The organism is Thiohalocapsa sp. (assembly GCF_019695415.1).
Classification (GTDB): domain Bacteria; phylum Pseudomonadota; class Gammaproteobacteria; order Chromatiales; family Chromatiaceae; genus Thiohalocapsa.
In genome coordinates, this window is the sequence record NZ_JAIFKJ010000235.1 from 1 (window position 1) to 6,299 (window position 6,299).

Consider the following 6,299-nt stretch of genomic DNA (forward strand, 5'->3'; position numbering starts at 1 on the left):
CTGCTGGCCGCCCGCGTGTCGGAACTTTTTTGACGATTGCCACCACTTGGGATCCGTATGGTCCATAATTACGACGGCTGTTGCTTTTCCGCTGCCTGGGGGCGGTAGGGCATGCTGGGCACACCTCGTCGTGTGTCATTTCCGCGATCATCGTCTGGTTGTGTTGGCTTGGCTGTCATGTGCATTCGTCCTCTCGGTCTTTCACTGCTTTGCGCGGCCCTGTTCGCTGCCGCCGGCGCCCATGCGCAGCCGCCGGGCCGCGGATTGGGTCTGCAATTGGAGACCGGTTTGGCATTCGGGGCCGACGCTGGGCTCGACAGCGGCGGCGACGTCGGCGTCGATGCCTGGTCGGTGCGTCTGAGCGGGCGGCGTGCCGTCTCCGACAATCTGCGACTCGGGCTCGCGGCCGGATTCGGGGAGCAGCGTTATCGGTTCTCGGGCGACGGCGACTTCACCGGCCTGCGGCCCTGGGGCGATGTGCAGGACGTGCGTGTGAGCGGCTCGCTGTTCTGGGAGCCGACGGACCGCTGGAGCGTGTTTGCCATCCCGACGCTGCGTTGGGATGCCGAGGCCGGCGCCTCCTTGAGCGACGGGCAGATCGCCGGCCTCATCACCGCCGCGAGCTACAAAGTCAATGACCGGCTCAGCATCGGCCCCGGCGTCGGCGTCTTCTCGGAGCTGGAGGACGACACGGACTTCTTTCCCGTCCTCGCTGTGGACTGGCAGATTACGGATCGGCTCAAGCTCCGCACGGGGCGCGGTTTCGGTGCCTCCCGTGGACCCGGCGTCGCCTTCGACTGGGCCGCCACCGCCGATTGGTCCGTCAGCCTCGGCGGGCGCTACGAGAAAGACCGTTTCCGATTGGACGACCATGGCGTGGCACCGGGCGGCATCGGCCAGGCCACGTCCACCCCCATCTACATCGCCGTCACGCGCAAGCTTGGTCGCATCGGGCGTCTTCGGGGCGTCGTCGGCGTGGAGTTGAACGGCTCCATGCGCCTGGAAGACGCCCAAGGCGACCTGTTGAACCGCAGCGATGTGGAGGATGCGCCCTTTGCCGGCGCGACCTTCGACGTGCGCTTCTGACAGCGATGGGGTCGAGGCCCGACACGTCTCCGTCGCCGCGGCCACAGTCGGTGAGATCCAGGGCCAGGCCGACACGAGCCCAATAAATCAGCATCTCCCCAGGCCCTGCCGTCCCCGCGGGGCTGGGCGCCATGACCCGGCCGTTGCATCGATCCCGGCGGGGTCACATCCAGCGCCGAGCGCACCAACGCATAGTCTTTGCCGTGAACGTCGGTGAGTACGTCCTCAGTCTCGTCCTCGGCGATGCCCAGGGCGGCGAGGGTCTCGCCAGGGAGCTTCAGGCTCGCCTCGACTGCCCCCGGCGGCGATGAACACCGCCGCCAATGGACGATGTAACCATGGGGTGACGGCGCTTCGCCGGGGGCTCGCTGTGGGGCGCCGCCCGATGCCCGGAGCAAGTTGCGGTCACGTCTTGCGGCGGCTCAGGCGGGCGCCGATGCTTTCGGGTTTGTCCATGCGCCGACGATGGCGCAGAATCGGGCAGATTACCCGAAAAAGAACAGTTGACCGCTTCAGAGCGTATGCAAATGGCTGTACCGGTTGCGATTGCCACACTGGCTGCATGTCACCCACCGGGTGAGCGCCGCTACGGCCGCCATGGCGCGCCCCGCATGGCGCCTGGCGGTGTTAAAACTCCCTGGAATAGAACGGCTATTCCTCGTCGTTGTGCCTTGCCAGTCACCCTCACCCCATCTAGCGGGCGGGACGCACCCTGACGACCGTTCAACGACTCTTTTTAGGTTTAAAGCGCGTCCCGACAGCCCATGTGTGAGCTCTTTGCCATGTCCAGCCGTATGCCGGCAACGTTGAGCTTCTCGCTGGAGCGCTTGGCGCGGCGAGGCGGCGCCGAGGGCCCGCACCGCGACGGTTGGGGCATCGCCTTCTACGAAGGTCCGGACTGCCTGCTCCTACGTGAGCCGCGACCGGCGAGCGAGAGTCCCTTGATGCAGTTCATGGGGCACCAAGGGCTACGCACGCGCATGGCGCTCTCCCACATTCGGCTCGCCACCTTCGGTAACCGCTCGCTGCGCAACACCCAGCCGTTTCTGCGCGAGCTCGGCGGACGCATGCACGTTTTTGCCCACAATGGCGATCTGCCCGCGCTCCTGAACACGGCGGACGATCCTCAGGCACCTTTCCGCCCCGTGGGCGAGACGGACTCCGAGCGGGTATTCTGCGACCTGCTGACACGGCTCGCGCCACTGTGGCGAGATGCAGGTGACGCCGTGCCTGCGCTTGCCGATCGGCTTGCCGTCATCGGTGCGCATGCCGCGGACTTGCGGCGGCTCGGGACGGCCAACTTCCTCTACGCGGACGGGGACGCCCTCTTCGTGCATGCCGACCGGCGCACGCAGTTGGACGGGCGCATCCGCCCGCCCGGGCTCTATCTGCTGCAGCGTTGCTGCTGGCGCTCGGCGCCGGAGCTCGCCGACAGCGGCGTGGAGCTTCAGAGTGTACGGCAGGACGTGGCCCTGGTTGCCAGTGCACCGCTGACCGACGAGCTCTGGCAACCTCTCGGCGAAGGCGATCTCATCGCCCTCGCCGATGGCTGCTGCTATAACGCCGCAGGCATGCTGAGCCCGCCGGAGCAGGTGGCAGACCCCGCGCCGAGCCAGCGCCCATCAGCCGCCGGCCGCAGCGTCTCCGGCGTCGGCTGCTGATTGCGCCGCGCCCTTACTCCTCGGTGATGATGAGCTCGGGGTAGAAGGTCTTGTCCGGCTCCTTGGCGGCCAGCTCGCGGGCCTTGGCCTCAGCCTCGCCATAGCTCATCTCGCCGTCGAGGTGGCCCTTTTCGAACTTGGCTTTGCTCCGCCAGCCCACCCGGTAGCCGGGGTCCTCGGCGCGCTTCCACAGTGGGTCGCCCTTGGTTTTCAAAACCGTTGCCATTGGTTGTTTCCTCGTCGATTCGTCTTGTGATCGCAGTGTAGTCGCCGGGGTTCATGCGTGACCCGCGGCGCGCCCAGAAACCTGATGGAGCCCTCGGCGGGCAGTCGCTCAGACGCAGCCTGTGGGTTTGGGCAGACCGCCCCATTTGCAGATGAGCTTCATCGGACCCTTCTTGAAGATGCCGTACAGCTCTTTGGTGCTGACGCCCTGCTTCTTGGCGAAGATGCGGATGGGCGGCACCACGCCGTCATTGTCGTACATGGCGCGGGCCTCGCGGATGAAATCCATCACCTGCTCGGTCATCTCGAACTCGTCCTCTTGGGCGAGCTCCTGTGCCAGTTCTTCTGTCCAGTCGTCGCGGTTGACGAGAAACCCCTCGCCGTCTACCGGTACGCTGAGAGACATCGCGATACCTCCTGCTGTAGGTGTGGCGGGCGCTTTGCTGGGCGCCCAGGGATGATAGCCTCGCACTGCACGGGGTTGCGAGGGCGGGAATCTAGCTCTTTTCCAAGAGCGCGCGATGCCGGCCACCAGCGGGCGGTATGCGCCGTCATGCGCTTGATGCTCAGCCGCGCGCTGCACGCACGGCGTCCAGCACCCCGTCCCAGAGCCGAATGCGCGCACAAACGGCCTCCTCGGCGGCGGTGGCGGCCTCTTCCAGGCGCTTCGGGTCGTCGCCGCAGAGGGTATCCAGCAGCCGCAGGGACAATGGCCCGTGAAAGTCCTCGTCCAGGTGCACGTGACGGGTCAAGTATCGGTGGAAGGTGGGGGCTTGGTCGGCGCCGACACCAGCACTTGCGAGCAGGCGCCGGAACATGTCGGGAATGATGCGCTCACGGCCTACCGCCAGCGCCGCGGCGGCGGCGTGTGGCTTGTCCTCGCGGATGAAGCAGAAGCTGGTCTCGGTGAAGTAGCGCGCCGGCACGGGCGTGGTGTCAGCGTACAGGGCGGCGTCGAGGCCGTCGCGCTGCACGATCTCCAAAAAGCGCCGGGGTGCATCGGCGTCGGCGCCGATCTCCGCCATGGCCTTGAGATAGAGCTGGAAGTGGCTGCTGTACTCGGTGCCAGCGTCCGTGGAGAAGGCGTCGGACTCCTCTTCCAGCACCAGCTGGTTGATGAAGTAGGCCACCGCCGGATCCGCGGGGGGCATCCAGGGTGTGCTGGTGGGGGCGACTGTGTGCTGGAGATACTTGATCAGCGACATGAAGTCCCAGACGGCGTAGACGTGATGGGACATGAACACCCGCAGATCCGCGAGGTCGGTGACTTCCGCGTAGACCGGATGCGCGTTCAGCTCACGTTGCAGGTCTTCGATGGGGGCGAGGTCCGGGGTGGCCATGCTGCTGTCCTCGTGTTGCGTTGACCGGCCCTTTGGCGGTCACCCGTGGTGAGCGTTAAGTGGGGTCAACGCCCCGCCTCAGGCAATGCCGCTGCGCTGGGCCATCCGCCATCTTGCGCGGTGCCCCACGCCAGTTCAAGGCGCCATTGCAGTGTGTCAGTTGATGCGGAACACAATGGGCACCTGCACCGTCCAGCGGTTGCGGCCAATGACGGCTGGAATGGGCTCGAATCTGGCCAACCGTTGCACCGTGCGCTGCGCGGCATCATCCAGATTTGCGGCCCCCGCGCTTTCGCTCACACGGATGCCGCTGAAGGCGCCGCCGGCATCGATGGTGAACTGCACTTTAGTCGTACCTTCGAGCCCCCGGCGGCGCGCGGCGGGTGGGTAGTAACGCTCGCGCGCAAGTGCCCGCTGGAGCGCGGCCAAATAGCGGCGCTCGGCCTTGCCGCGGGCAGTGGCGTCTGTGGGCGCGTTGCTGCGGTTGCCTTTGCGCGCGGCGCTCGACCGTGTTGCTGCGGCACGCCGTGAGCCGGCATCGCCGTCCGCTCGACCATTGCGCCCCGCGGTGCGGCCGGTGACGATTTCAGCGTCCAGAGCAGCCAGGCCCGCTCGTGTGTCGTCCGCCGACTGCGGCACAATGGACGCCGGCGGCGCGGTGGATTCCCGATCAGCGCGCCGGCGCGCCGCAGCGATCTCCGCGTCCAGGGCCGCAAGCCCGGAGCGCTCAGGTGGCTGATGCTGGCCCTCTGGTTCGGCTCGGGCAGCGGCATCCACAACGGCCTGCGCCCGGCGGGCGGCAGCGATCTCGGCGTCCAGCGCGGCGAGCCCCGAAAGCTCGGCCCCGGGTAGGGCGGCCGGATCAGCCAGCACGGGCAGTGGCTCGCGCAGCCGTGGCTTCGGGGGCGCTGATTTGGCGGCTCGCGCCGGCTTAGCGGCGGCAGCGGTGTCGGATGCGGGCTTCGCCAACGCGGACGGTCGCTTGGGAGGCGCCTGCGGCGGGCTGCTCCAATGCGCGGGGCTGCTGCTTGGAGGGGTCTGCGGCCCCTGACGCGGAGGCGTTGGCGCAGCCAAGTCACGCGAGAGCGGCGGCGGTGTGGGCGGCGCCGCCAACTGCTCGGCGAGAGCGTCTGCGCTGGGCGTCGGGGGCGGCTGCAGGGCCTGTTCCACCTCAGCACGCGGGAGGGCCTGGGGCTCCGAAGCGGCCTTATTCACAGTCTGGTGCTGGTTTTCGCTCGTTACCGGTGCCGGCGTCGTCACCGCGAGATCCGCCGGCTGCAGCGCAGCGGCTGTTGCTTTGGTCGGCATCCCACCCGCATCGAGCGCATCTGAGCCGTCCGCAAGGGTCGCGACACTGAAGACGGTCAGCGGCACCGCAGCCTCCGCGTCCCTCGTCACCGGCGGCCAGTGCAGCCAGCGCGCCGCCATCAGCACGCCGACGTGAATGCCAAGCGACAAGGCGACGGCCACCACCCAAAACCTCTGCGGGCGCGTGGCCACAGCGGCCTGCGCGCCAGCATGAGCCGACGCCGGTGAGAACGTCTGCTCGGACACCAGCGTGTGCAAGCGCGGGTGCGCAGCATGTGCCGGCTCGCGCTCAATCGTGCTGCATTGCCCCAGAACGCCTGCGGCGGCGGGGCTGTGCTCAAGCGGGGTCAAAATGGGCTGCCTGACGCTTGCCGGCGGAGCCTTTTTCGGGGCGCCGGCGAACGGGTTGAATGGCGCTGGGCCGAGCGCGGTGCGCGAGCGCTGGAGGCAGGCGCGCACGCCGGTCCGCAGCGGGCCGAAGTGTCAGCGCTTCAGTTTACAGGCTGACGGCCGGCGCTGCAGAGCCCGAGCCTTGTGGCCTCGCTTTAAGCGCGGCGTTGCGGCGCCTGCATGACCCACGTGTATAGTACGGGCCGCCGGGCCATCGCCTATCCCGTCGTCGGGTGCTCGACCGATGCTTGGAGGTCGCCTTTGCGGGGAGGCTCATGCGGGCGCAAGG

The 6,299-nt window shown here is 67.8% G+C and carries 6 protein-coding genes; 2 read left to right on the forward strand and 4 right to left on the reverse strand.

All coding sequences use genetic code 11. The annotated features are described in order from the left end of the window. Positions 1-288: 288 nt before the first annotated feature. Together I6U14_RS06685 and I6U14_RS06690 are read left to right on the forward strand one after the other, a co-directional pair. The gene (locus tag I6U14_RS06685; protein ID WP_296897904.1) at positions 289-1,086 is read left to right on the forward strand and encodes a hypothetical protein; all 798 of its coding nucleotides are present in this window, start codon (positions 289-291) and stop codon (positions 1,084-1,086) included. Positions 1,087-1,850: 764 nt separating this feature from the next. Next, complete coding sequence (locus tag I6U14_RS06690) at positions 1,851-2,747, forward strand: class II glutamine amidotransferase (RefSeq protein ID WP_296897906.1); 897 nt, start codon at positions 1,851-1,853, stop codon at positions 2,745-2,747. 13 nt (positions 2,748-2,760) lie between these two features. On the opposite strand, the gene I6U14_RS06695 is transcribed toward I6U14_RS06690, so the two are convergent. The 4 genes from I6U14_RS06695 to I6U14_RS06710 form a co-directional block, all read right to left on the reverse strand. Beyond that, a complete protein-coding gene (locus I6U14_RS06695; protein ID WP_296897908.1) occupies positions 2,761-2,973 on the reverse strand; it encodes a hypothetical protein in 213 nt (70 codons plus the stop codon). Positions 2,974-3,081: 108 nt separating this feature from the next. Then, complete coding sequence (locus I6U14_RS06700; RefSeq protein ID WP_296897911.1) at positions 3,082-3,384, reverse strand: TusE/DsrC/DsvC family sulfur relay protein; 303 nt, start codon at positions 3,382-3,384, stop codon at positions 3,082-3,084. 154 nt (positions 3,385-3,538) lie between these two features. After that, positions 3,539-4,312, reverse strand: coding sequence for a DUF3050 domain-containing protein (locus I6U14_RS06705; RefSeq protein WP_296897909.1), 774 nt, complete (start codon positions 4,310-4,312; stop codon positions 3,539-3,541). 156 nt (positions 4,313-4,468) lie between these two features. Then, positions 4,469-5,812, reverse strand: a complete 1,344-nt coding sequence (locus I6U14_RS06710) for an energy transducer TonB (protein WP_296897910.1) — start codon at positions 5,810-5,812, stop codon at positions 4,469-4,471. Between the last annotated feature and the right edge of the window lie 487 nt (positions 5,813-6,299).

Excerpts from the sequence above, each read along its gene's own strand:
- I6U14_RS06690 (WP_296897906.1), top strand. The coding sequence starts at position 1,851 with ATGTGTGAGCTCTTTGCCATGTCCAGCCGTATGCCGGCAACGTTGAGC.
- I6U14_RS06695 (WP_296897908.1), bottom strand. The coding sequence starts at position 2,973 with ATGGCAACGGTTTTGAAAACCAAGGGCGACCCACTGTGGAAGCGCGCC.
- I6U14_RS06705 (WP_296897909.1), bottom strand. The coding sequence starts at position 4,312 with ATGGCCACCCCGGACCTCGCCCCCATCGAAGACCTGCAACGTGAGCTG.